Here is a 23,857-nt window from a genome sequence, read left to right on the forward strand (position 1 = left end):
TACACCCCTTTTGACTCAAGAAATAAGGAGGAGAGAATGTTTTTCTCTTCTCCCTATTTCACTCGTTCTTTATTATTCGGATTTACTTGGTTCGCTTGCTGACTTCATCCCATTTCGCATCCAGCGCTGCCAATTCCGAATCGACGGATTTGCCAAGAATCATATTTTGCGCAGCTTTATTGAATTCATCGACCATTCCAGAGAGCATAGCGGCGTCGCCATTTTCCCAACCGAAAGCATTAACCTTCGTACCTTGTTTGCTCATTTCGACGACCTTTTGGAATAAAGGTGGATATACGTAATCAACGGTTTGGCCTTCCAACGGAATCAAGGCGTCCGACTTAACGGCTTCGACTACGGTAGCGGGATCCGTTACAAATTCCGTCGCGAACATTTGCGCCGCTTCAGGGTACTTGGTGGTTGCGCTAACAGAAGCAGGGCCGCCAACGGAATATGGAGTAACGACCGATCCATCATCAGTCGGAATCGGGAATACGCCGATTTCGATATCTTTTTGCGCAGTAGCTGCGGCAACAAACCAAGATCCCATCGGATACATAGCTCCTTTGCCTTTCAGAAATGCGTCTTGTAGTTGAGAATATCCGATGGCCAACCCGTCTTCGTTGAAAGCTTTGGATTCCACTAGGCTCTTCCACTTCAGTACTGCGTTCTTAAAGAGCGGATCAGCAAATTTCACTTCGCCTTTCTTGCGTTTAGCGACCCAATCCGGTTCTTTACTATAGACGTCCGTACTGATAATGCCGTCCAACAGGAAAGTTGTTGACCACGGGTCTTTTGCTCCACCGTACAACAACGGCGTTTGACCAGATGCTTTGAGTTTACTGACGACATCGACGAATTCCGCCCATGTTTTTGGCTCGGTCGCACCGGCTTTATCGAACATTTTTTTGTTATAGTAAATATAAGATATTGTTTGGGCACCCCATGGGAGCTGATATACTTTGCCATCGATCGCTACTGAATCTGCGCCCGGTACTTGGCTCACGTATTTATCCTCAAATGGCATTAGTGACTTGGACGCTAAAAAATCTTGCACACTTACAGACATAAGCACGTCTGGGAATTGGCCAGTCGCGAGTAATTGCTTCGCGTATTTCGTGCGGTCGACGTCGGGGGATACGATTTTGTTAACTTTGATATTTGGGTGTTTGTCGGTAAATCTTTTGATCGTGTCATCCCAGTACTGTGCAGTCAGGTTAGGAGTTTCAAACACAAGTACGTTCAATTCGGCCGGCTCTTCGGATACAGGAGCTTCCGAGGTTGCTTTGGGGGAATCTGTCTGTCCCTTAGCAGAAGTATTCGATGGATCATTGGAGGATGACGAATTACCGCATCCGGCAAGGGCTGCCGTAAGCATTAGAGCTAGACACAATGACATAAATCTTTTCACTTTATTACCCCCTAGTATGTAATGTGACTTCATTTACAATTATAAAAAGGAACGCCAGCGACAAAAAGTGCAGGAATTAACGTTCGACTATAATAAATAATGCTGTTACTAGGCTCTCAGAAAAAAATGCTTCGAGATCGACTCCCGAAGCATTCTGTAGCTTAAGACTTATTACCTTTCTTAAATTCCATTGGTGATTTGCCTGTAATTTTTTTAAATTGGCTGTAAAAATAGTTCGGTTCGGTATACCCGACTTTCTCAGCTATATCCTTCACGCTTTCGCCGGAAATCAACAAGAGGTTTTTCGCATTTCTTATTCTGACATGATGCAAGTATTCATTGAATTGCTGCCCCAATTCGATCTTTAACCGCTTTCCGAGATAAGGAGCCGAAATATGAAATTGTTGTGATAATTCCTGCAAGGTCAATCCTTCCATATAATGAGAATCAATGAATTTAACCACTTTTTCTACGATATTCGTATTTCGGTTCATTTTCAGCCTCTGCAGCGTTTCAAGTAACGTTTGGGATAATTGTATAAAATGCTCGTACAATTTTTCTTTCGAATCGGCCTGAAAGAGTGCATCGACAGACTTTGGAAAGTGGCTTGCATGCTCGAGAATCTCGAACTCCATTTGCCTTAATTGGCTCATGCACAATAAGGCGAAGTCGATAAATACCGTACGAATGATGCTGAGATCAGGCACTTGGATTTCTTGCAGTTTCTTGCCAGTCGACTCCAATTCCTTTAGTACAGCCACATAGTCATGATTTTCTATTAATAAATTCAAACGGATGAAGCCTAGCTCTTTGGAGATGGTTTCCTTTTTCTTTTCCCGATTCTGCTTGGAATAATCGATGACCGATGCGGCATCGACGAAATATCGATAGTCGTATAAGTCCATCGCGCATTGATAAGATAAATAGATATCTCTCCAAGATGTGCAGGGTTTACCAATAAAGGCGACAACTTGAATCTTCAATACCTTTTGAATGAGCGCGATAATCTCTTCTGTTCGATTACTGATCGCGTCTTGGCTATGGTGATTTATACCGGTGAATAATAAAATGATATGACTTTGTTGATTCCCGAATACATATACTTTCTCATCAATAGCAATTGCCTCATGAGCAACGTTGCGTATGGCAAACTCACTTAATTGTCTTTCTTTCAGCAAAGGGACTTTTCTCTGACGGGTAATCGTGTCCATAACGACGACTTGAAAACCGCTATCTTCTAGATCGATGTTCAGCATTCCGCACTTCTCGTGAACGTCTCGAATCGAGTAATTGTTCATGACAATTTGATTCAGAATATTATTCTTCATGAGTAAAGTTCCCTCGAACAACTCGCGAGATTTACGATACTCTATGAGAAGGCTTTCATGAATTTGTTGAAGAGACCGTATCAATTCCTCTTTGTTAATCGGCTTCAACAAATAATTGTCAATACCCCTGATCATAGCTTCACGAAGATAACTGAATTCGTCATATCCGCTAATGATCAAGACTCTCGTCCGATAATCGGCGTCTCTGATCCTTTTTAACAACTCTAGTCCCGTGCATACGTCCATCTGAATATCAGTGATAACGACGTCGATTTGCTTATTCGATTGCAGGAATTCCCATGCATCTTCACCATCTTCGAACAATCCAGCTACTTCGAAACCTAAGCTTTCCCAATCAACTATGGCGTGCAATCCTTCTCGAATAAGCGGCTCGTCATCCACAATAATGACTTTTCTATTAATTGAACTCATGCGTTCACCTCAAGTTTCGGTATATAAAGTGTAACTACAGTGCCTTCTCCTATCCTACTCTCAATATCCAACCCGTAGTTTATGCCGAATATTAATCGCAGCCTCGAATGTACATTCATGATTCCGACGGATGACGATTCTTTTGATTCGAACGGTGTCATTTGAAGATTGGCTCGTAGACGATTTAAGTTTTCCGGCATGATTCCCTTTCCGTTATCTGTCACCTTTACTTGGATCTTATCCTGAACTTCCGTTACGCTGATTTGAATTTCGATATTTTTCCCTTTATTCATGGCATGCTTGAAAATATTCTCTACGATCGGTTGAACCGAAAATTTGGCAATTCGTTCGTTCTGGTAGTGATCTGGAAAGTTGATAATAAATCGTGATTTGGGATACCTGAATTGTTGGAGTTTTAAGTAATATTCAACGTAATAAAGCTCCTCGTATAAGGTCACGACCGTTTCTTTATTTCTGATGTTCCATCTGAAAATTTCGCTTAACTGATAAATGGTCTCCGATAGATTCATATTTTTTTCTTTGATGGCCTGCATACGAACAATTTCTAGCATGTTTGACAAGAAGTGAGGATTAACCTGAGAATGCAGCAACTGTAACTCCGCTTCCTTCGACTTAATCTCAAGAACGTACTCCTGTTGAATAAATTCCGATAGCTTGGAAATCAACTGATTGTACGTGTCCTCCAAAATCGTAAATTCGTCGTTTTTATGTATTGGGATCGGATAAACAAATTCGCCTGGATTGTATTTCCTCATATTACGGGTTAAGGTTTGGACTCGCCTGGATAATCTTCTGGAGATATAGAAGGCAACGAAGACGTTCAAGAGAATAATGGCGGTCAACGTGATCCATTGGTTTTTCTTCATGGCGAGAATATTCTCAATTAGTTTTTTCTTAGATATAAACATTGTAAATATCATGTCATCCACAGAATTCTGGACTTGTGTAACGAAATAATGCTTAGAATCGAGCTCACTATCATCGATAATTGATTGATTGACATCCGCTGGCATTGTATTTCCTGAGATTCTTATTGTGCCATTAGCATTCTTTAATTCGATTAAAGAATCCGTTCTGAGATGTGATCCTGCTTTTTGCAGGAAACCGGTATCCACACTGATTAGCAAGTATCCGACTGGTTGGCTTTCTGCAAGCGCATTTGGATCTTTCACTTTTAGAACAAAAACCAAGTCATAGTTATTCGAATTAACATTCTTATCTGTTTTTCCGATCGGATATACTTTCACGTACTCGTTGGTATCAAGAGTTATCATGGAATTAAATTTGGGTAGAAGACTTGGATCGAAATATCTAACAAATGCAAACTTCTCCTCATCATTATTTCTAATAAACAATATCGAGCTGAAACTCTCATCCGTGTAAGCCATCGATTGCAGGAATTGCTCGATTTCAGCTTTATGCCTTAAGTCGTCCACCTGAGTTGTTCCTTGATATTTCTTTATCTTCTCAAGGATAGATTCGCTCTGATTGGATTCGAAGAATAAGGAGAATACATTCGAACGTATTTGCTTTAATTTGTGGTTGTAAGCATCTTGAACATCAAGAATCTCAGCTTGGGCATATCCATATTCGCGTTCTTTTATAAATTGATCGATACGAATAATGTTAAGCTGACCTCCTATCAGAATTAGGACGGATTGTATAACGATTACGGCAATAAAGACTTTAGCAAACAAGGAATAATTCAACTTCTTTAAAAAATTATGCAGATACTTCACTCCCCCTTGTTATGGGAAAGACGCCTACGGTAACCACCAAGTTAGCAGAGATATCCGCAATTGCCAATCATTATGCGACTAATTATAGGAAGTGGTTGATGAACGGTCAAGCTTAATTTTTCCACTATTACCCATCTCTTAAGCCCCACTTTGAATATTATTGATGCTGCAAAGGCATTAACCTTATTAACCTTCAAACGCCACGTCAACTAATCTTGATTGTATTGCTTAAAATAAAAAAAGCGCACTGCGCGTGCGCGGAATATATGCATTTAGAACGATATTTGTCACCTTCTCATTTTCTTCCTTCGAGAATTATTGTGACAATACACATTTACATACCAAGTTTCCAAAAGTTTGGATGTCTTGAATATAGTCATATTCGGGAGGATTTTGCTCGGTTTGGTTCAACATTCGGACTGCCACAACATGATACTCAGGGATAACCAATACGGTATTTCCATATAAACCAAGTGACTGATAGGCTTGTATAGGGAGCTTGTCTCCTAATTCCGATAAAGGTCGAGGCATGTCCTGTATCCACCAAAAAAATCCATGACGCGGCAATGTCTCGTTAAGGCTTAAAGGCGTAGTAATAGAACTAACTTGATCAAAGATGGCGCTAGGAACCCGTTGCATGCCATTCACTTTTCCTTTTGTCAAATGAATATATCCCCAATAGGCTAATTCTCGCGTACTAACAAATAGATTTGCATCATGGCCTTGATCATCCTTGTAGTTTTCATTCAGCCATACTAAATTTTCCGATTTTTCTTTTACCCAACCTGATTCAGTGAACCCGTAGGGTAAGAATAGTCTTTCTTCCATGACCTCTGCGAGTGTTTGGCCAAATACCTTTTGAATAATTTTAATTAGCAGATTGACACCTGTGTTGTTGTACTTCCAATCCGTCCCTGGTGGGAATATCCTTCGATGATGATCACCGCCTTGGAGGCCGTGCGTATGCGTTAGCAAATGACGTATTTTCGTATCTCTACAGATAAGCTCGTCCAAATCATTTAGATAATGAATCACATTGTCATCTAAACTTTTAATTCTGCCCTCATAAAGAGCGAGACTTACAGCGAACCCTAAGTACGTTTTACGGATTGAAGCAACATTGAATCTGGATTGTGCATCTACCATTCGACTACCTACTGATTTATCATGATATCCCGAATACCATTCATTAACGACACAATCATTTTGAATAATATAAGTGGATGCTGCTGATGCTGAAATCCTATGACTTATCTGTAAGACGTACTCGTTTAGTTCACGAAACGCATGATTCGAAGTATCAACTAACATTTGCATCGATATTCTCCTATTCATCCATTTCTATTAAGTTTGTGAGGGATGCCTAGCTCTTTATAGGCCAGTATGATGGCACCGACGACGGGCGAAAATTGCGCTTCGACCACGTGATAATTCTTTATTGGATTTGCCGTGAGCAATTCTGTCAGCTTCCCGCTCATATAGGGGCTGCAGATGACACTGCCAATTAATGCGACCTCAACGTTACGTTGATCAAAGTTGGAGCCGACAAGCTCTATACCCAATTGGAGCTGCTCGACAGCGCGGTTGCAGACACGTCTTGCAACACTGCTCCCCTGTTCAGCGGCACTTGTGACTTGCGGAGCGAACTGCCCGAACAGTTGATCCCGCTTCATCGTATCGGGTTGAAATCCCTGCCGAGCAAGTTCCTGCAACTGCTCTAGGCTATTCACTTGCCAATGTTGCAGCATCTCTGTAATCAGCAGCTCATTCGAATCATCTCGATGGCCTGCAAGCACTTCATAGACAGCGTCATAGGCGAGATGACGTGCTGCACTATATGCGTATTGATGATAATCCAAGTTCCTGATCCGTCTGTCGTGTTCATCAATCCCCATGATCATCGTGCCTGTTCCGGCGATTGCAATAATTCCTGGCCTATTATGTAGCGAGCCCGCGTGAGCAATATCTGAGTCATTCAAGTGCAGCTTAGGACAATGAAGTCCCGGCAAGTCAGTGAAAGCAGTAATCCATGCATCATCAGCTTCTGATTCGTAGCCTGCAATGCCAGCAACAAGCATAGCCGCATCCGTCGCAACTCGTCCTGCCATCGCAAGTGCATCCTCAATCGTTGCTTTCACATGATCTGACGCGTTTTCGTCTTTATACTTGGATGCACACCCTCCCTCAGCATAAGCAAGCTTGTTCCCCAACAGATCACATATCATGACCCTCGTACGCGTTCCGCCTCCATCAATGCCAATAACAACATCGCGTTCCTTCATATATGTAACAACCTCCTGCCCATCTGGTGACAAAATAATCCAATATGTTCTATTTCTTTATATCTTACTATAAACCTTCTTTTGCCCTTATATTGAGAAAAGGCTGCCCTATGGCAGCCATTGAATGATCGTGTCCCTTTAACAATACGACTCGTTTTATAGACCTAATAAAACGAAAAGAGAACCTGCTCTCACAGATTCTCCTCTTCCACATATATTCTTATGATTGAGTTACCCCTGCAAAGCTTTTCTCACACTGAGAATGTACTTCGATTGATCCAACGGATTCACGCCGCGCCGCTGGCGCTCTGCCTTCACATCAGGTGGACAGGCCTCATATCCATCGAAAAAGGTAGCAATCGTTCCCCGCCCCTTCGTCAAGGAACCCAGCTCCATTGGGTAATCTAGGGATGTAGCTACAGGCACCCGACCTTCAATGACCATTCGGTCTCCATTCAGGCTTGGCGGTTCAAAAGATCCCCGCATCAGAATAAGGTCATTCATCACGCGCCCACCGAACTCCTCCGGTACAACAATGCGGAACTGTAAGATCGGCTCCAACAATTGCGTCCCTACATTGGCCAGTCCGTCCATAATGCCCATAGGCGTGGCTACCGCGAAATCAAGCGGATGCGTATGCCATACATGATGCTCGCCATCGATCAGCTTCACCGTCAAATCCGTAACTTCCCAGCCATGCAATCCTTGCTGCAGCGCTTCGGGAACTCTTCGAGCCACTTCATTCTGATACTGGAGGAGCAGCTTTTCCGTTCGAACATCAGCCTCATAGTGCAGACCGCTGCCGCGCGGCCCAGGCTCAATCCTGAAGCGGAGAATCGCCCAACAAGGCTTCGGCATCGTATAGGCAATAAACCCTTTTCCGGCTTGTGCCGGTGTTTCTTTATAGATGACGGAGGGTTGTCCGAATTGAACTTGCAGCCCATACCGATTTGCCAGCATATTCGTTAGAATCTCCAGCTGAATGGGGCCCATCACTTTCACGTGGAGCTCCCGCTCATCCTGCATCCACTGCACGTCAAGCAGCGGATCCTCATCAGACAGCTCTTGCAGCGCTTGAACAACCCTCGGATATTCCGCTTCGTTCACCCAATGCGCTTGCACCGTCAATAGCGGTACAGCAAGCCGCGCTTCATCCGGAATCGCGTCCGGTCGACCCAACACATCCCCAATCCGGACCTGCGTCATCCCGCAGACAGCGGCAATATCTCCGGCTTGAAGGACGCCGATATCTTCTGACCGTCCACCGTCTACTTTACGAATTTGCGTAATCTTCTCTTCTAACTGCTGTGTATGATTATATATAATATCCCGATTCCGCATGACTCCTTCATATAGACGAACATATGCCATCCGCCCCATCGTCTTATCACGTTCGATTTTGAACACGATCCCTGACAAAGGCGCTTCCGAGTCCCCCTGCGCTGCGGGCAAATATTCAACCATTGCATCCATAACTGCCGTTACGCCAATACCCTTGCCTGCCGCACCGTAGAAGAGCGGGAAGATCTCCGCCCGCTGCGTCATGGCGATTGCATGCTGATTCCAATCGGACAGCTTGATCGTGTCACCGTTCAAATAACGCTGAAGCAAGTACTCATTCCGTTCCGCAAGGAAATCATAGACCGACTCATCTCCGTTCACCCATACATTTTCTGCTCCCCGGAAATCCTGTTCGATACCGTTGGGTACTTGAAACGGGATCACATCAGCAGACAAATATTTATGAATACCATCCATAACAGATGCTGCATCGGCTCCAATTCGATCCATTTTGTTCACGAAAATAAGAGTCGGAATCCGCAGCTTGCGAAGCGCGTTCCAGATCACCTCCGTCTGAGCCTGCACGCCTTCGACAGCGGAAATAATCAGTACAGCACCGTCCATGACGCGCAAGGATCGTTCTACTTCGGACAGAAAATCCACGTGTCCCGGGGTGTCCACGAGATTCACGAATTGCCCTTTCCATTGAAAAGATGTCATCGCTGCTCGAACCGAAATACCCCGTTCTTTCTCAATATCCATCGAATCCGTCAAAGCTGTGCCCGCATCCACACTGCCTAAGGATCGGATCCGTCCGCTCTCATATAAAATATGCTCCGTCGTTGTCGTCTTTCCTGCATCCACATGCGCGAAAATGCCGACGTTGCGTTGTTGTCTCATTGTAACTGCCTCTATAACTGTTGTGTCCATAATATATTTCCCATCCTTTATCGACCGCTCTTTTCAAATAATTCTCCAATCACCCCCATTTTCCTTTATATTCAGAGCAATGGTTGCGTTAAACTGCCCTTTAGCTTAACAATAATTCATAACAGTATTAGATTCATTTCCAATTATTTTTCACAATGACAATGACAATGATGAGCAAAAACGAACCGGCAATATACCATAAAACTTTTCTCCAATCAAATGAAGCACCGGCATATTCACCCTCATAGTTCGCTTTAATGAATGATCCATCATTTATCTTTATTGCAATCGCCTCATTGTAAATAGAAAAAAATAGAGTTAAAATGGTGCTCCGCACTTTCCTCGAACTTGCGCAGCTAATGTGCTTAATTTCAAGCGGAAGAACCCTTCCGGCCTCCTCTTGCCGCAATAACTGGTATAATAACTATACGTCATATCTATATCGGGAGAATTATTGACCATGCATGTCATTCAACCTTTAACGGATGCGGAATGGAACGAGCTAATCGCCTACATCGGCGAGCATGTTCAAGACATTACGCTCAAACGAGGCTTTCAATATTATAAACAAAACCGCATCCGCTCCATCACCATGCCGCAGAGCTATCATATCGAAGCAGACGTGAAAGGCAAAGAAACTTACCACGTCAAGGTTGAACTTAAGAATGTATCGGCCAGTCGCTGCACTTGTCCAATGCGTCGTCACTGTCAGCATCTCATTGCGGCATTGCTCTGGTACGCAGAGCGACAAGGTCGGTCGACCCACCAGATCATTAATGCCAAAATTCTGTGGGAGCTAAAAGGAAAGAAATCGGCGAATCCACCTCATCAACCGATTCCAGCAAGCGTAAAACCAGTCGAACAACGGAAAGTACAGGCCGACATCCGATCTATGAACGTCTCCGAGTGGCACTCGTTATGGCATGATTGCGTAACGCCGTTCTCTAATGTCATTCGGCACGATGCCTACTTGAAGTCCAATCTGGCGGCCATGAATACGATGAAGCCGGAGCTGCCGCCCGCACTTGATCGCATTTACCGCCTGAACGCGTATATTTACATATTGGGCAAAATTACGCAATCGAGTGGTCCAACTGTCTACGGTACCGGATACAAAACCCGGCTGGCACTTGATGATGCCATGGATCTGATTCACTCGCTGCTTGGACAAGGCATACCGCTGGCAGAAGCAGACAAACGCGCGTGGCTGCGGATCATGGAGACGCTGGAAGCCGTTCGACAGCTCATCCGGGAGTATCCACAAAATGAGGCCATGGTCCAACTCTACCATCAATTGTGGCAGGATTGGATCCGTCCGAATATGTCCGATTCTCGTCTGTATATCGACGAAATAAGCGCGCTTGACGCCTTGATTCATGCGAGCAATGGACGTGCGCAGCCTTTTCCATGGCTGTATTTCAAAAGCATCATGCTCTTCTATCTGGCCCGGGATCAGGAAGCTTGGGAGTCGCTGCGAGAACTAAGCGGCGCGATATTTCTCACCACGTCGCATCTAACGCCTTTCTTCGATCCCCTCTATGAGGCCAAAGATTGGCCTCGTCTGACGGCGTGGTTAGCCGCGACAGGACCCATGCTTCGTAAATATCACAACGAGCGTTTCCAATCGGAATACCTAGACTATTGGAGCGGAATGCTGCGGCATTCACCGGAAGCGGAGCCGCTCTTGTTCGAGACATTGGCGCAGATGCTGCCTTTCTCCCGAACCTACTACCAAGAGACACTCTTGACCTACGAGAAATGGGAGCAATGGATCGACTATCAACTGGCCTCAGGAGGCGAACCGCTCGAGTTCAGAGCTACAACGCTAGCGCCAATTGAGAAATACGCGCCAGAAGCCCTGCTCCCCTTCTATCATCAGGCTGTGGAGCGGTATGTACAGCAGAAAAATCGGGACAGTTACAAATTAGCAGTGAAATTGCTCAAACGATTGTTCAGAATGTATAAAAAAATGAAGCAAGAAGACCGCTGGATGCTGTATCTTGAGACTTTCACAGCGCGATACAGCCGTCTTCGCGCCTTGCAGCAGGAGCTTCAGAAAGGAAATCTACAGCTATGAACGCAAGCACAGAACGAAAAACGCTGACGATTCACGTAAATATGAACGATGATGGTGATGCATTAATCCATGGATACTCGAACAATAACGAGGCTATTTCGGGCGGTTTACTGAAAGATCGGCTATTCGCCTATCATGAACCTTCCTTCTATGGGACGACCCTAACGACGCGTGGGGTCCAAGATTTTGAGATTGTGGTGCTACCTGCCGAATTTGTGCTGTCCTTCTTCGCGAAGCTGCGGGTACTGCAGCATGTATCATGGAACTGGGAGGACGACGCGAACGTACTCATCAAGCTGGCCCCCACATTATCCGCGATGATCGATGCAGGGCAGTATGCACCTAGCCTTGCCGCGTATCAAGCAGGAAAGCTACAGTGGGACTGGGAGTACGGTGAAATGGAGCAAGCCAGCCGCATAGCATTGGAAGCAATGGCGGTACCGGAGTCAATGTTTCTCAGAGGGATGAAGGCTGCTTTCTCGCAAGCCGTAATGGATCGGCATTACAGTAGCGAAGCTAAACTAGCTGATTTGCGAAGAGAATATCCACTGTTATTCACGGATCCTACCACTCACGAAGCGGCCTTTCATGAAGACGAGTGGCTCATCCGCATCGGCTGGAAACCAGACACAGCGCCGTTCCGGCCTATCCTGCAATTGATTGAGCCGGGTGAAGTCGAGCCCGCATGGCGCCTTCAGCTGATGCTGCAGGACAAGCAAGACCCGTCGCTCCTCATTCCGGTTCAGCTCGCGGAAGACGGCCAGGCACACGGTGACTGGCCCGAAGCGTGGACGCAGTGTGTTCGCGAAAGGTCCGGCTCTTGGCTCGAACGTCTAAGCGCCGTGCTGACGGATGATCAGATCGCCGGACAGCCGGAACAGATATTAGGTAGTACTTTATCCGATGAAGCCGCTTGGCAATTCCTCACATCGGATAGCCATCGTCTGCTCGAAGCGGGATGGCAAGTACTGCTGCCAGCTTGGTGGGAGGATGTTCGCCGCAAGAAACCTCGGGTGCGTGCCCAAATCATATCGACTCCGAACGCAAGCCCGTCGTTATTCGGCCTAAAGACGTTGGTCGACTTCAACTGGCGGGTCGCGATCGGCGACATGGATCTTAGCGAACAGGATTTCGCGGAACTTGCCGCGCGAGGGGAGCGGCTGATTAACTTCCACGGCCAATGGATCGTACTGGATCCTGCACTGCTGACACAAATCCGGCAAGCGATGCGCAGTGCAGACCAACGGCAAGGAATGTCACTTCAGACCCTCCTACAGATCCATTTATTGCAGGATCACGAACGATCCCAGCCGTCCGTGAGCGCGGTGGACGCAGTAGACACGGAGGAGCAGATCAGGCTTGAAGTAGAGCTCAATGCGCAGCTGCAGGAGTTGATCGGACAATTAAATCAGCCTGCCCATTGCCCGACGCCAGCCATTCCAACTGCGCTGAAGGCAGATTTGCGAACCTATCAGCAAGAAGGCTTTGCTTGGCTTGCTTTCTTACGTCGGTTCGGCATCGGTGCTTGTCTTGCTGACGATATGGGACTTGGCAAAACCGTGCAATTCATCGCCTATTTGCTGCATGTGAAAGAATTGGCTGCTTCGACTGCGCAGGAAGATCGCTTCCCTTCCCTGCTCATCTGTCCAACGTCTGTTCTCGGCAATTGGCAGAAGGAGCTGCAACGATTCGCTCCAACGCTGAACGTCATGGTTCACTATGGCGCTCAGCGACTGAGCGATTCACAGTTTACAGATGAAGCAAGACAGGCTGACATCGTACTTACCACCTACGCGACGGCTACGTTGGACGTCGAGGTGCTTGAGCCTTATACATGGTCATCCGTCTGTCTAGACGAAGCACAGAATATTAAGAACGCCCAGACGAAGCAGTCGCAAGCGGTACGTCGGTTCACGGCCCATCACCGGATTGTGCTCACAGGCACGCCGATCGAGAACAATCTCTCTGAGCTGTGGTCCCTGTACGATTTCATGAACCCAGGCTATTTCGGAACCCTGCGCAGCTTCCAGCAACAATTCAATACGGCTGTGGAGAAAGAGCGGGATAGGGAGCAAACTGCTGCGCTGCAGAAGCTAGTTAAGCCGTTCATGCTGCGGCGCAAGAAGAAAGACCCTGCCATCCAGCTGGATCTGCCGGACAAAAACGAAATGAAAACCTACGTCCATCTCACAGCAGAACAAGGCGCGTTGTACGATCAGACCGTCCATCAGCTGATGGAGAGTATGAAAGAATTGGAAGGCATCGAACGGAAGGGTGCGATCCTTGCCGCGCTCACACAGCTCAAGCAGCTGTGCGATCATCCTGCACTCCTCCTGAAGGAAGACTTGATGAAGGCGGATAGCGCCGCGGAGAACGATCAGTCAATGGATACGGAGACGATCATTGCGCGTTCTTCGAAGCTGGAGCGCTTAGTTGATATGGTGAAAGAATTGCGGGAAACAGGTGATCGTTGTCTGATTTTCACGCAGTACATCGGAATGGGAAGGCTGCTGCAGCGAGTCCTTACAGAGATTCTGCAAGAGCCTGTGCTCTATCTGCATGGAGGAACACCCAAATCCGCGCGCGACCGCATGATTGAACAGTTCCAATCCGATTCCCTACCCGCTTCGTACCAGCCTACTGTCTTCATTCTCTCACTTAAGGCCGGCGGCGTCGGACTTAATCTGACGGCGGCTAACCATGTCTTCCACTTCGACCGTTGGTGGAATCCCGCTGTGGAGAATCAGGCGACGGACCGCGCCTACCGAATGGGGCAGACTCGCGACGTAGAGGTTCACAAGTTCATTACGATCGGCAGCTTGGAAGAACGGATTGATGAGATGTTGGAAAGTAAGCAACAGTTAAGCGACCAAGTGATCACCAGTTCGGACAGCTGGATCACCGAGCTCTCTACGGAGGCGCTCAAAGACTTGATCACCTTGCGTCGGAATATTACAGGGTAAGTATGGATACATGAGAGGCGGCAAAAGCAAAACTCGTTTGCTCGTCTTGACTTAGCCGCCGCAGTAAAGATGCCGCCTCGATGTAGGCGGCATCTGCTGTTTAACTTCTCCACTTCTCAAACCCGGCAGCCAGTATAGGCATTCAATGTACTCGGACTAAACCCCTAATCTCCTAATTCTCTTACCTTTTGGAAGGTTTTAATCGTGATTATACTAGTGTGCCTCGTTAGTTCAACTATGATCTCTTTACTCGCTGCTTTTTTGCGGTTGCAAGAGGGCAAAGAAGATTTTCTTATCCACTAACCGTTCGTTATCTTGGTCCTGTATGGTGTAAACCATACGTCCCGCATCATCAGGGAGCTTAAATACAACCTCAGTAGGGTGGAAAGGTTTCATGGTCTCCATGAGATGCCACACCTTACTATAGATCCTGTAGAGCACATCCTTTTCCTGGCTTGTGTATTTTTCGTCATCGATAACCAGTTCCAGCGAGTAATGGGTCAACTGGTCGTCGATGCGTGTATGCAAACTCCATATGCCCACTTCTTTCCGCTCCAGAGAAGTGTAGAGCTTGTCGAATTGATAATCGAAATTCCTATAAAGTAGGTTTTTGATTTGTTTGAGGGTCTGTTCCTTTAGCTCCTTCTCACTCAATAAATCTGTACTAAAGCCGAAGGGATCGTATTGATCCTTCTTCACGCCTTCTAAGGTAAACACGCGGTCCACAAAAGAATGAGGGCTTTGATCTTTTGGCAGCCGCTCGTCCTGGTAAATCATATGTAGCTTATGGATCTTATGCTGCTGCCCATCCTCAAAGAAAGCTTTTGCCTTACGGATCGTCTCGTCCATATTAGTTATCGTGACCGGCACGTATTGGTTCGGCTTCTCTCGAAGCGATTCATCAAAACTATACGGTTCGCCCGCTTTCACCGCTCCCCAGTACAAGGAGATTAGGTCCTGTGGCCCGATGCCAAAATGCTTCTCCACCAGTTCCGGATAGTGATAGAAATAACGAGTAGTCCGGTATTCCTCTCCTAACTGTCCCCAGAATGGCAATCCACCTTCAGCGTGGGCACCGTTGTTCCGCTCGGCAATAAAGGTGGTGGTGGGATCGTCCTTCGGAGCAACGACAAGCATCCGGTAGCCGTCCTCGTTACGATCTAGTCTGTCCGTCACGATAAATTCGACCCCATGCAGATCCTCCATTTCGCCTAGGATTTTACGTTCGTACACATACCCGCTCTTCGTGAAGAAGTATAAATAAATAATGACGACAATCAAAACCATGATGCCAAAAAAAAACGAAAACTTAACCCAAGTATTCCGTTTCTTGTTGTAGGCATTCACTTTCCTATCAATCCTCTCACTCTTGTATTTGACATCGCCGTTCCACACCTGTCTAATAAGTCGCTTCGCTCACTCATAGCTTCGTACATTTTAATACTCCGTCCTCATCTTTGATACAGATCATTATTTAGAAAAAATATCCATTTAAAGCATATCGTAGTATGCAACAATTTGTAAATGTTTTTCATCCGACACTACGTAATCTTGTCAAGCAGGGTCATGCCCCTAATAATAGGGTCGTACCGATTTCTCTGTGCTTCATTTGTCAGATGTTTTTGTGATTTGGCTAACTATTAGGAAATCTTCAAGAATTGCAACGATTTCCAATATTCCCACGCTTTCAAGTAATCTTCCAAATCATGCGGATGTAATTTTATACAGATCCCAATTCGACAATAAAGTTGAAAGATTACTTCTTCAATCAGCCTTGATTCTTCAATAGATTCATGATGAAGCAAATTAAAGGCTGCCATTAAAGTCTCTAGGTTCAAATCGTCTGGAGAAGAGCAAAAAGCGTAAGTAAAATCGTATAGCATAGGACCAATCATCGGTGATGGGTCTATAACACCAACAAGTAAGTTATCATGAAACACAAAATTATGAACACCAGTATCTCCGTGCAGCAAATATCTTACTTCTTGATCTTCATTTTTCGATATGTTCTCAAATATTGATTCTACTCTTGTATAATCCTCAATTGATAAAAGACTTCCCCAATCATTTCTTGTATCCACCAAACTCCGATAGTTCCACTCACGCCAAGACTGAATCGGTGATCCTAGCCTTCCCCATTTATCCGTTTGTACATATTTTTCGTAATTATTAAAAAGTTCTTTTACTAAGATTGTAAGCCATTCTATTTTTGATCCACGATTAAAATGCGTTGTACCTGTGATATATGTATACACGATATATGCTTTTGCAGGATCGGTATAGAGAATTTTAGGAAAAAGTCTAAGGTGCCGATAAGTACCAAGAAATTGTTCGGTCAAAGTAATTTGATGCGGACGATCAATTTTCAGAACGTATTTTGCTTCGTCGTGCTCTGAAAGAAGATAAACAATACCATCAGTAGACCCAGTCTTATTAATCGTTGCAATAACATTGTTATCAACAATGCCTTCTTCATTAAGAATATTTATGATGCTGTTAACATCTACGTTTTCTAACATTATTCATTTCCCCTTTAACACCATTAGCTAAAATGTAAATTTCTACTATTTTATTAATATATGGTGGTTTTAAAGGTGATTCAAGATAAAGTTTTGTTATAATCAACTATACTGTCCTTTAAAGCAACGCGGCTGCCAAGCACAATATCTGTTTCCTTCAGGATCATAAAAATCAAATCCTAAGCCACACGAAAATCAGAGATAACCCATTGGAAAGTTTCGTCCATCCATCCGTTTCTAAACCAAAAATAGGATTGAACCACTCGTGCAAAACCGCCTTTCACTCAAATGAGCTTGGGGCGGTTAGCACAGTTACCTTGTATCCTTAATTGATTACGATCACAGGGTGGAATGACCATACTCCTTCGTACCATAGCTCACATCTCCAGTCGAGCCTTGGATCGCTCGGGATATGACACGAATGGACAGCTTGTTATGTTAATAGTAGCCGATATCAGTCCCGGCAGCTTCACGCCGACTGCTGCTCCGCATACACCAACGATTTGTAAATCGTATCGCCTGCCATGAGCTCTTCATGCGATCCCTGTTCAGCCACCCGCCCTTGATCCATAACGACGATCAGATCAGCGTTCATCACCGTGGACAATCGGTGCGCAATGATGATTGTCGTACGCCCTTGGCGAATTTCGTCAAGACTGCGCTGAACCTGTCGCTCGGTTTCCAGATCGAGCGCTGACGTCGCTTCATCCAGGATTAGAATTTCGGGATGATCTAGCAGCGCACGCGCTAAGGCAAGCCGTTGTCTTTGTCCTCCGGACAATGTAATGCCTCGCTCACCGATCACGGAGTCGTAACCTTCAGGAAGCTTGGCAATAACATCATGGATCTGTGCGACCTTACACGATTCGATCATCTTCTCCTCCGTAATGTGGTTACGTCCGAGCAGCAAATTTTGCCGAATCGTATCCGGCAGCAAGTAAGGCTCCTGGAATACAATACGAATACGTTCTGCCCAGCTATCACGCCTTAACTGCCCTAGCGCTACTCCATTCACTACAATATCTCCACTCGACGGATCGTAAAAGCGCAGTAACAGCTGCGCAATGGTCGACTTACCCCCGCCGCTTGTACCCACGAAGGCCACCTTCCGACCAATGGGGATGTCTAGCGTCATATTCTTAAGCACAAGAGGAAGCTGTTCGTCGTATCGAAACGATACGTTGTCTAAGCTAAGGCTTGTGACGCGGCCTTGCAGTTTCCTATCTCCATCGTCCATGCGTTCCTCCTGCAGCACTTGATTTATCCGGTCCACTTGAGCCAGATTTGACGAGTACTCCATGATCATTTCAAATCCCCGATTCAAGGAGTCAAGCAATTGATTTGCGAACTGGAAGACGATCACAAATATCCCTATTGTGATTTCTTCCTCCATGAGCTGATAACCGCCAATACCGAGAACAGCGATCATGACACCCCATTTGATCGGATTGCTCATCATCATCTGTTTGTTTTTCAGCCTGCCCTCGGCCATGACTCGGTCAAAATATTGTTCAAACAAACCATTGTATATGTGACGTTCCCACTTCATACGGTGGAAGGAAATGACTTCACGCGTTGAGGAAATACCCTCCTCCAAATGAATAAGCATCGCGGTTCTCCGATCATGCGCCGCTCTTGACGCCTGCTTCATCTTGGGCACGAAATATTTCGCAAGCCCGACATAGACGACAGTAAAAGTCACAACCGCAGCCAAGATGAGCGGGCTGAACATGCCGATCGTGATCATCAAGAACAACGTGGTAAGCAGGGCTTGCAGCAAGTGCGGCATCTGCCATGTGATCAAGCTCGCCACGCTCATCATATCGGACGTGATATAGTGGACGTATTTGGTCGTCCGTTCGCTATGAAACCGTCTAGTGGGCATTCGGTGGATCGCCTGGATCATATCAGCGAACATCAGTCGAATTAACGAATATTCATTTCGAACGAACATATACGGCTTCACCGTACCAAGTACAGCATAGGCGATAAATACAAGAGCGAATAATAACAGCATTTGCGGAAACTTACCATAGTCACGGCCAATGAAAACTTGATCAATCAAGCTTTTTTGCAAGTATACCGTTGATAGATTCACCAATGTATCTAAGACAAGCAGAAACAGCGCTGCGGCGAAGCCTGCCTTAACGTATTTGATGTAGCGCCACATCCAGCGCAGATTCTTCATCCCTGCTCACCTCGCTTTCAGAAACCTGACCTTCAGCCAATTGGTAAAATGCGCCTCTTCGGTTCATCAGCTCTTCATAGCTACCTTCTTCAACTACCCTTCCTTGATCAATCAAAACGATGCGGTCGTAATCCTGCACCGTCGATAACCGATGTGCCACCGCAATTGTAGTTCGACCGACGAATAGCTTATCGAGCGCTTGCTGCACGTCTTTTTCACTGATGTTGTCGAGCGCTGATGTCGCTTCGTCAAGCAATACGATCTTTGGGTTTTTGAGCAGCATTCGCGCAATCGATATACGCTGTCTTTGCCCGCCCGAAAGCTTGATTCCCCGCTCACCAACGGACGTATCATATCCTTCTGGCAGCTGCAGGATAAAGTCATGGGCATTAGCAGCCTTCGCAGCTTCAACGATTTCCTCTTCTGTCGCATCCGGCCTGCCGAAGCGAATATTTTCTCTCACTGTATCCCCGAACAAGTACGTTTCCTGAAACACATATCCGATCGATTCACGCAGCTGATCAAGCGTCAGCTCAGTTAGTGAAACGCCGTCAAGTGACACCTCGCCCGCAAGCGGATCATAGAACCGCCCAATAAGCTTAAGTGCCGTCGATTTCCCGTTACCGCTCATACCAACGAAGGCGACTCGCTCTCCTGCACGAATTCGTAAATTGAAGTGCTGCAGGACTGTCTCCCCTTCAGAATAACCGAAGCTGACTTCCCTGAAGTGAATCTCGCCTTTTACTTGTGGCAAAAGGATAGGATTCGCACATTCCATAACTTCAGGAGTTAGCTTCATGAAATTGTACAGGGGCACAATCTGAAACATCAGGGACTTCTGCTCGGCAATAAGTGCAACGATCGACGTTAAGTTCCACATCGTCGTGAAATACATAAGAATGAAAGCGACGAATTCTCCTACGGTAAGTGACTGATTGCGAATCAAAACATAACCGATTATAAACAAGGCGATAGCTCCCGTATAAAATGTAAAGCGGCGGTAAGACCCCCGAAAGTTGGCGAAGAAGCACCACTTCATATAACTATGAAACAGAGTCGACATCCTATCGAACGTACGTTCCAAATCCCAGCTTTCACGAGCAAAAGCGCGAAACTCTTGAAGTCCAGATATGCCTTCGTATATTTTTTTATCCAAATCTATCCGATTTTGTGTTTTTTGTTTAGCGTATGTCGATGCTTTGCGATCAATCGAAGGACCAAATATGTAATAGAGCAAAAAGCAAGGAACGATGATGAGGGAAAGCTTCCAGCTGAGCGTGATCATGACCGTAATGCTTACAATGACAGACATCATGTTTACCATAATCGCCGGAAGGAACCGCCTAAAGATTTTCTCGGCAGCCGCCACCTCCGTATTGAGCAGCGAAAGCGTCTCCCCGACGGGATGCCGTTCGAAGTAAGAGAAGCCAAGCGTTCTCAAATGCATGAAAACGTCATGCTGCAAGTCTCGCGACGCCTTGACTCCTACGATTCGTTCCAGCATATTACGGCCATTTCCAGCCGCAATGACGACAATGACCATCACAATCAGCATCATCAAAAGCACCATAAAGGCGTTATAATCTTTCATCTTGTAAATATGATCGATGAAATATTGAATCGATTTGGGGAATAAGACTTCCCCAGCCGTTATAGCCAACCCGCACCCAATCATGAGAAAAACCTTCACCCGGTACGGCTTCAAAAATCGCAGCACCCAACGATATACACGCCATAAGGAGTTTCCGCTATCCGTTATTGAATTCATCAATATCACCTCTTATTTGCTAAAAATTGGTCTACATATTTACTAAACTTAAGATATTTAGTAAATATAGGATATTCATGAATTATATAACTGAAATGATGCGACATCAATTCAATTTTTTGGGGCTCAGTTATTCTATATTGCTGATTTTGAATCAAAAGAAAAACCGCCCTATCATTAAGGCGGTTAATTGAACTATCGTGTCCCGTTAGCGGAACGCCATTACAATATTTCAATGTACCCTTCTGTTCCATGCACGCGAATTCGTTGCCCGTCTTTTATCAGATTGGTAGCATTTTCAACACCAACAACTGCCGGTAAGCCATATTCACGCGCGATTACTGCTCCATGGGTCATCAGTCCACCAACTTCGGTGACTAGACCTTTTATGGATACAAACAATGGTGTCCAGCTAGGATCCGTAAAAGCGGTGACTAATATATCTCCATCTTCCAGATCAGCATCTTCCATGTTTAAGATGACACGTGCTCGCCCCTCGATAACTCCGGAAGAAACAGGTAGACCTACAATCGCTTCGGCTGGGAGATTTTCTCGTTTGTACTCACCTGTAATGATTTCACCATCAGACGTGATAACACGTGGTGGAGTTAGTTTTTCATAACATTTGTACTCGTCTTTTCGTTTGCTGATGATCTGGTAATCCAGTATATTTGAGCGTACGACTTCATGAAGTTCTTCAAGAGTGAGATAGTATATATCTTCTTTTTCATGAATGACGCCCGCTTGGACGAGCTGTTCGGCTTCTTTCAGTAAAGCCTGCTTATACACGAAGTAGCGATTAACCATGCCGTATTTGGGGTATTCCCGATAACCGATGTTATTCCGGATGATATCGATCATTCGTTTTGTTTCTTTGGCTTTTTGTTCACCATCCGGTAAATACTTCAATCGATCTAATAACTCTTGTTCTTTATTCAAAGCTTCCTGACGCCCTTGCTCAAATTTCCGATGGCTAGCATTAGGCTCATGGTTTTTGATATTACTAAGAATCATGGGGATAAGTGTAATTGGTTTTTCGCTCCAACGCGTTTTAGTAATATCGATTTCTCCGGCACATCGCATTCCGTATTTTTTGAGATAAGCATAGATAGCGTCTTGTGTTTCCTGTCCACCACGAAGCTTAGGCAGTTCATCCAAAAAGTTATCGTCTTTTACATATTGTAAATAATCAATGACTTCTGGATAAGGACGAATCACATCTGCGACATTGAGTAGCGCCAGACCCATTTCCGAAGTAATATTGTTCTGTACAGATTGAGAAAGAGTATCTGCTGCGTTTTTTTCGCCTAACCACTCGTTCATGTTTTCATTGATCCATGATGTAGCATTTATAGCAGCCATAAACACAGCAGAACTTTGAGGGTCAAATAAGATCTTCTTTAATTGCTGGATATCTTCCAGAATAAAATCCAATAAATCTGATCCCGATTTCGCTTGGATGTTTTGTTTTAACTCTTCTATTGATGTTTGACTACGCTTAATCAAACCAGAAACGATTGTCGGATCGTTCTCGAATTGTGCCAGCATATCTGTATTACTTCTGCCCGGAATCGGTGCTTTTTGATCATTTGGTAACAATTTTATAAAATCTCGCTCTATTATGGTCATGAGTGCGCCTTTTATGAGCGGATCGGATCCCAGGGTATTTAATAAATTGTCTCGGCTATCAGGTGAAGCCAGCATAGGTGTAACATCAACAAATAACCTTCCACCAGCTTTAAACCTGGGTCCAAAAGATGTTAACTGGAATAAAGACAATCCCAGTGGTTTCATAGGATCAGTCATCATTTGTTGATGACCAACAGATACATAAACGTGATTTTCCTTATCATTCGCTTCAGGGATCGGGTATAAAGTCGTGATTGGCCTGCTCTGGACAATATAAAAGGTATCATGGGCCAAACACCATTCGATATCTTGTGGGCAACCAAAATGAGCTTCGATCTGTCTTCCGATGCGTGCGAGTTGTAAAATTTGTTGGTCATTAAGTGTTTGAGTCTCTTGCTGATCAGGAGCGATCTCGTGTGTCTCTGTTCCGCCTTCTTTTCGTCCATAGATAGCTAATTTTTTGGTTGCTATCCGCTTATCGACGATTTCCCCTTCCTGTACTGTATAACAATCGGCAGATACCCAGCCAGAGACCAGCGCTTCTCCAAGTCCATAACTGGCATCGATTGAAAGTGACTTTCGACTCGAGGTCATCGGATCAGCGGTAAATAAAATCCCCGAAGCCTGTGGGAAAACCATTCTTTGAACGATTACAGATAAATAAACTTGACTATGGTCGAATCCATTTTGCATACGGTAGATTACCGCGCGATCCGTAAATAGGGAAGCCCAACATTTGCTGATATGCTGCAAGATGGCATCGACGCCAATGATATTTAAATAGGTGTCTTGTTGACCTGCAAAAGAGGCATGCGGTAAATCTTCAGCAGTCGCACTAGAACGCACTGCATAGGCATGATCCTCGCCAAACTGAGAGAGATAGTGAGTCACTGCTTTCACAACATCGGAAGGAATTTCGATTTCCATAATGATTTGTCTAATCTTCCTGCTGATTTCACCAACTTGATCTCGATCTTCTACTTTTAGCATGGTCAGTCGATTGAGCAGAGCATGGTACGTTTCGTTGTGTTCGATGGCTTGTTGATATCCCACGGTTGTAACACAAAATCCCTCGGGTACTTGTATCCCTTCAATCTTGGATAATTCCCCTAAATTAAACCCTTTTCCGCCAACGAGCGAAAACTGCATTTTCCCTATTTCCTGAAAACCAAGAACCAAAGAACGCATTCCACATCTCTCCTAACCATAAAATTGTGAAAAAACATTTGACAAGAGCTTACCGGGGTGGTACACTTAAGATGTAAGATAAGATACTTATGTCAACACAA

14 protein-coding genes are annotated in these 23,857 nt (G+C 45.2%); 2 read left to right on the forward strand and 12 right to left on the reverse strand.

All coding sequences use genetic code 11. The features are described 5' to 3' along the window. Positions 1-82 precede the first annotated feature (82 nt). The 7 genes from ACFQZR_RS14370 to ACFQZR_RS14400 all read right to left on the reverse strand — a co-directional run bounded on the left by ACFQZR_RS14370 (position 83) and on the right by ACFQZR_RS14400 (position 9,761). Positions 83-1,411 carry an ABC transporter substrate-binding protein gene (locus tag ACFQZR_RS14370; protein WP_379346936.1) on the reverse strand — a complete coding sequence of 443 codons (1,329 nt, stop codon included), beginning with the start codon at positions 1,409-1,411 and terminating at the stop codon, positions 83-85. A 161-nt stretch (positions 1,412-1,572) separates the two neighbouring features. Next, positions 1,573-3,171, reverse strand: a complete 1,599-nt coding sequence (locus ACFQZR_RS14375; protein ID WP_379346938.1) for a response regulator — start codon at positions 3,169-3,171, stop codon at positions 1,573-1,575. Next, entirely contained in the window at positions 3,168-4,901 is a 1,734-nt protein-coding gene (locus ACFQZR_RS14380; RefSeq protein ID WP_379346940.1) for a sensor histidine kinase, read from the reverse strand. Before ACFQZR_RS14380 ends, ACFQZR_RS14375 begins: the two co-directional genes overlap by 4 nt. A gap of 345 nt (positions 4,902-5,246) precedes the next feature. Continuing rightward, the gene (locus tag ACFQZR_RS14385) at positions 5,247-6,248 is read right to left on the reverse strand and encodes a serine hydrolase domain-containing protein (protein WP_379346942.1); all 1,002 of its coding nucleotides are present in this window, start codon (positions 6,246-6,248) and stop codon (positions 5,247-5,249) included. 14 nt (positions 6,249-6,262) lie between these two features. Further along, positions 6,263-7,213: a BadF/BadG/BcrA/BcrD ATPase family protein gene (locus tag ACFQZR_RS14390; RefSeq protein ID WP_379346944.1), complete on the reverse strand. Its 951-nt coding sequence runs from the start codon at positions 7,211-7,213 to the stop codon at positions 6,263-6,265. Positions 7,214-7,444: 231 nt separating this feature from the next. Further along, a complete protein-coding gene (locus ACFQZR_RS14395) occupies positions 7,445-9,394 on the reverse strand; it encodes a GTP-binding protein (RefSeq protein ID WP_379346946.1) in 1,950 nt (649 codons plus the stop codon). Positions 9,395-9,557: 163 nt separating this feature from the next. Beyond that, entirely contained in the window at positions 9,558-9,761 is a 204-nt protein-coding gene (locus tag ACFQZR_RS14400; protein WP_379346948.1) for a hypothetical protein, read from the reverse strand. A 123-nt stretch (positions 9,762-9,884) separates the two neighbouring features. Between ACFQZR_RS14400 and ACFQZR_RS14405 the strand changes: the two genes are divergently transcribed. Beyond that, on the forward strand, positions 9,885-11,501 hold the full coding sequence (locus ACFQZR_RS14405) for an SWIM zinc finger family protein (RefSeq protein ID WP_379346950.1): 1,617 nt from the start codon (positions 9,885-9,887) through the stop codon (positions 11,499-11,501). Continuing rightward, complete coding sequence (locus tag ACFQZR_RS14410) at positions 11,498-14,464, forward strand: DEAD/DEAH box helicase (RefSeq protein ID WP_379346952.1); 2,967 nt, start codon at positions 11,498-11,500, stop codon at positions 14,462-14,464. The genes ACFQZR_RS14405 and ACFQZR_RS14410 overlap by 4 nt, the downstream gene beginning before the upstream one ends. A gap of 246 nt (positions 14,465-14,710) precedes the next feature. Here the strand turns inward: ACFQZR_RS14410 and ACFQZR_RS14415 are convergent, their stop codons facing one another. The 5 genes from ACFQZR_RS14415 to ppsA form a co-directional block, all read right to left on the reverse strand. Next, a complete protein-coding gene (locus tag ACFQZR_RS14415) occupies positions 14,711-15,751 on the reverse strand; it encodes a hypothetical protein (RefSeq protein WP_379346954.1) in 1,041 nt (346 codons plus the stop codon). A gap of 353 nt (positions 15,752-16,104) precedes the next feature. After that, positions 16,105-16,983 carry a phosphotransferase gene (locus ACFQZR_RS14420; RefSeq protein WP_379346956.1) on the reverse strand — a complete coding sequence of 293 codons (879 nt, stop codon included), beginning with the start codon at positions 16,981-16,983 and terminating at the stop codon, positions 16,105-16,107. 469 nt (positions 16,984-17,452) lie between these two features. Then, complete coding sequence (locus ACFQZR_RS14425) at positions 17,453-19,171, reverse strand: ABC transporter ATP-binding protein (RefSeq protein ID WP_379346958.1); 1,719 nt, start codon at positions 19,169-19,171, stop codon at positions 17,453-17,455. After that, entirely contained in the window at positions 19,128-20,939 is a 1,812-nt protein-coding gene (locus tag ACFQZR_RS14430; RefSeq protein ID WP_379346961.1) for an ABC transporter ATP-binding protein, read from the reverse strand. The genes ACFQZR_RS14425 and ACFQZR_RS14430 overlap by 44 nt, the downstream gene beginning before the upstream one ends. A gap of 222 nt (positions 20,940-21,161) precedes the next feature. Next, the gene (gene ppsA, locus ACFQZR_RS14435) at positions 21,162-23,756 is read right to left on the reverse strand and encodes a phosphoenolpyruvate synthase (RefSeq protein ID WP_379346963.1); all 2,595 of its coding nucleotides are present in this window, start codon (positions 23,754-23,756) and stop codon (positions 21,162-21,164) included. Between the last annotated feature and the right edge of the window lie 101 nt (positions 23,757-23,857).

The sequence above is a fragment of the Paenibacillus sp. GCM10027629 genome (assembly GCF_042676425.1).
GTDB lineage: Bacteria > Bacillota > Bacilli > Paenibacillales > Paenibacillaceae > Paenibacillus_K > Paenibacillus_K terrigena.

What these genes read in the sequence shown, in the direction of transcription:
- ACFQZR_RS14415 (WP_379346954.1), bottom strand. Translation starts at nt 15,751, where the DNA reads ATGGTTTTGATTGTCGTCATTATTTATTTATACTTCTTCACGAAGAGC.
- ACFQZR_RS14420 (WP_379346956.1), bottom strand. Translation starts at nt 16,983, where the DNA reads ATGTTAGAAAACGTAGATGTTAACAGCATCATAAATATTCTTAATGAA.
- ACFQZR_RS14425 (WP_379346958.1), bottom strand. Translation starts at nt 19,171, where the DNA reads ATGAAGAATCTGCGCTGGATGTGGCGCTACATCAAATACGTTAAGGCA.
- ACFQZR_RS14390 (WP_379346944.1), bottom strand. Translation starts at nt 7,213, where the DNA reads ATGAAGGAACGCGATGTTGTTATTGGCATTGATGGAGGCGGAACGCGT.
- ACFQZR_RS14405 (WP_379346950.1), top strand. Translation starts at nt 9,885, where the DNA reads ATGCATGTCATTCAACCTTTAACGGATGCGGAATGGAACGAGCTAATC.
- ACFQZR_RS14410 (WP_379346952.1), top strand. Translation starts at nt 11,498, where the DNA reads ATGAACGCAAGCACAGAACGAAAAACGCTGACGATTCACGTAAATATG.
- ACFQZR_RS14375 (WP_379346938.1), bottom strand. Translation starts at nt 3,171, where the DNA reads ATGAGTTCAATTAATAGAAAAGTCATTATTGTGGATGACGAGCCGCTT.
- ACFQZR_RS14395 (WP_379346946.1), bottom strand. Translation starts at nt 9,394, where the DNA reads ATGAGACAACAACGCAACGTCGGCATTTTCGCGCATGTGGATGCAGGA.
- ACFQZR_RS14385 (WP_379346942.1), bottom strand. Translation starts at nt 6,248, where the DNA reads ATGCAAATGTTAGTTGATACTTCGAATCATGCGTTTCGTGAACTAAAC.
- ACFQZR_RS14430 (WP_379346961.1), bottom strand. Translation starts at nt 20,939, where the DNA reads ATGAATTCAATAACGGATAGCGGAAACTCCTTATGGCGTGTATATCGT.
- ppsA (WP_379346963.1), bottom strand. Translation starts at nt 23,756, where the DNA reads ATGCGTTCTTTGGTTCTTGGTTTTCAGGAAATAGGGAAAATGCAGTTT.